Here is a 3,007-nt window from a genome sequence, read left to right as displayed (position 1 = left end):
TGTACTATTTTATTCCACATATCGACATCATACTCCCACAAAGGACCTGTAGGACCTGTTATCCCGGCATTATTGATTAAAATATCTATATTTGATTTTGTGGTTATATCTGCAACGTTTTTCTCCACATCTTGATAATTTGATATATCAACGACACTGTAAAATAAGTTGGGGTTTTTTACTTCATCAACTGCTGATTTAAGAAGCTTTTCATCGATATCCCATATAAAAACTTTAGCACCAGACTCTAAAAATCTTTTTGCAACATCTAAACCAAACCCTTGGGCTCCACCAGTAACTACAGCTGTTCTATTTTTAAAATCAAATGTGTGCATTAAAATTATTTTTTTGCCAACAAGTAATATGTTATCCAAGCAACAAATGCACCTATTATCCAAGCATAAGATTGTAAAAACATTAAATTAGTATTCCAAATTGTTGACGCTGAAAAAATAAATCCTAATATTAAAGAATAAACACCTTTTATATGCCAACCACCTGAATAATAATAAGCACTCTCTTTGTCTATAGAATATAGGTCTTTATTACTTAATTCTTGATTTTTAATTAAATAATAATCAGCTGCCATCACTCCAAATAAAGGACCAAAGAAAGCACCAAAAGTATCAACAAATGATAAAATTCCTATTTGGCTCAATATAGTCAGCCAGAATATTGCAATCAACAAACCAAAAAAAGCAATTAAATAACTGGCACTTTTTAAAGTGAATATTGAAGGAGCAAAATTTATTAGAGAGTATTGAGATGGGATGAAATTGGCAACTAAATTTGTAGAAGCTGAAGCAATAATAATAAAAAATAGAACGACTATTGTTATTTGTATATTATCAAACTTTCCTACTATGTCCGTTGGATTGGTAAAAATTCTGTCTATATCTGAAAATTTTTGATTAAGAAAAACATCGGATCCTATAACAATGAAAACAGATAAAAATGAAAAAATAATTAAATTTAAAATTAAACTTAAGTTTCCTTTTTTTAATTCTTGCTCATTTTTTACATATCTAGAAAAATCACCAAAACTAATTATTAAAATTGAAAAATAGGCAAATATTGTTCCAGCAACAGTCAATAAAGGTGCTAAATTATTAACATCTAAAAAATTATTTAAATTAAAAATATTTGAAAAAGCTTCGGTAGTTATTTTTACATCACTTAATAAAACAACAAAGAAAAAAATCAGCAAACCAGCATAAACTGTCATTGCTGAAAAATTAATTATTTTCTTATTGTACTGCATTCCAACAGTAAAAAATAAAGTCTGTAAAATAATTGTGATTATTATTGCAGACCAATCAATAATGTTCATGCCAAAATAATAAAAAATAAATATTTCCTGCTGCAATAAAGAATCGTCTATAGAAAAAATTACTATTCTAATTAAGTAAACTAAAATTTTAGACAAAAAATAAGTTTGAATTCCAAATAAAAATATTCCAACTAAACTTCTGATTAATCCAAAAAATTTAGCACCATTAAATCCAAGCGAGGATCTAAGTAATACTGCAAATGGTAAACCAAATTTTTGAGAAGGTTTTCCAATAAGGTTTGAAAATAAATAAACGAAAAAAGATCCTAATATGATTCCAAAAAAAACTACAAAAATATTTAAACTATACATTAAGTATAAAGAGGATATTAATGAAAAACCAATTATACTCTGTACATTTGCTCCCCAAAAACAAAATAGATCTTTCCAATTCCAAGTTTTATAATTTGGATTAACTGTGACTAAGTCCCAATTAGAAAGAGAATATTTTACTTTAGGTTGATTCACGAAATTTATTTTAAACTAATAAATTCTACTGTCCATATAAGAGAGTTGGTAACCATAAGGCAATCTTAGGAAATATTATGATTAAAACTAAGCCTATAATTTGTAGAACCATAAACTGCATCATTCCATAATAAATATCTTTTAAATCCCATTCAGGAACTACTCCTTTTAAGAAATATGCAGACAAAGCTACAGGTGGAGAAAGCCAGGCGGTCTGGAGGTTGACAGCGACCAATATTGCAAACCAAGTTAAATTAAAGCCCAAAGCTTCAATTAATGGTAAAATAATTGGTACAATGATCATCACAATTGGAACCCATTCCAATGGCCAACCTAATAAAAATATAGCAACCATAACAATTGCCAAAATAAAATATTTGTTCATCTCTAAACCTAACAAAAATTCAGTTAACAATGTTGGTGTACCAAGTCTTGCAAATACAGCTCCAAAAAAGTTTGATGCAGCAACTAGAACCATAATTAAAGCAGTAATTTCTAAAGTTTTAACTAAAGCCTCTTGTAGTTTAGATAAAGTTAATTTTTTATATGCTAATGAAAGTAACAATGCACCCATTGCACCACAACCAGCTGCTTCAGTTGGTGTTGCAAATCCAAACAAGATACTTCCCAATGCAGCAAATACTAGAGCTGCAGGAGGAACTAAGCCTAAAAAGAATTCAATCCAAACTTCTTTCATGCTCGCTGCTCTCATTTCTTCAGGAATTACAGGTCCTAGTTTAGGATTTATCATACATCTTATTGTTGTGTAGCCAGCGTATAAACTTGCAAGAAGAATTCCAGGAATTATAGCTGCAGCAAATAGATCAATTACAGGGATTTCCATAATTGGACCCATCACAACAAGCATAATACTTGGTGGAATTAAAATTCCTAAGGTTCCACCAGCAGTAATTGTGCCAGCTGCAAGTCTTACGTCATAACCAGATCTATTCATTGATTTTGCAGCCATTATTCCAAGAATAGTTACTGAGGCACCAACAATTCCTGTTGCAGCTGCGAAGATAACTGAAACAAACAAAACAGCATAATATAATGCACCTCTTACTCTAGCCAGCATCATTTGAAATGACGAAAATAATCTTTCCATTAGTCCTGCCTGCTCCATCATAATACCCATAAAGACAAAGAGCGGGACGGCGGCGAGTGTTTGTTCGGTCATCACCATCGAGAACTGGAGGGTCATTAAAT

3 protein-coding genes are annotated in these 3,007 nt (G+C 30.6%); all 3 read right to left on the bottom strand.

What is annotated here, in order from left to right; genetic code table 11:
- Positions 1-335, bottom strand: a 335-nt coding sequence (locus tag AMN88_RS02220) for an SDR family NAD(P)-dependent oxidoreductase (protein ID WP_143323661.1), incomplete at its 3' end; no start/stop codon positions are given.
- A 5-nt stretch (positions 336-340) separates the two neighbouring features.
- Complete coding sequence (locus AMN88_RS02215) at positions 341-1,798, bottom strand: cytosine permease (protein ID WP_075536225.1); 1,458 nt, start codon at positions 1,796-1,798, stop codon at positions 341-343.
- Positions 1,799-1,823: 25 nt separating this feature from the next.
- Positions 1,824-3,007 (bottom strand): TRAP transporter large permease (locus AMN88_RS02210; protein WP_075536224.1); only part of this gene is annotated, 1,184 nt, incomplete at its 5' end.

The sequence above is a fragment of the Candidatus Pelagibacter communis genome (assembly GCF_001180165.1).
GTDB lineage: Bacteria > Pseudomonadota > Alphaproteobacteria > Pelagibacterales > Pelagibacteraceae > Pelagibacter > Pelagibacter ubique_P.
The sequence above is the reverse complement of the archived record's forward strand: the minus strand, read 5'-3'. Positions and strand labels throughout refer to the sequence as shown.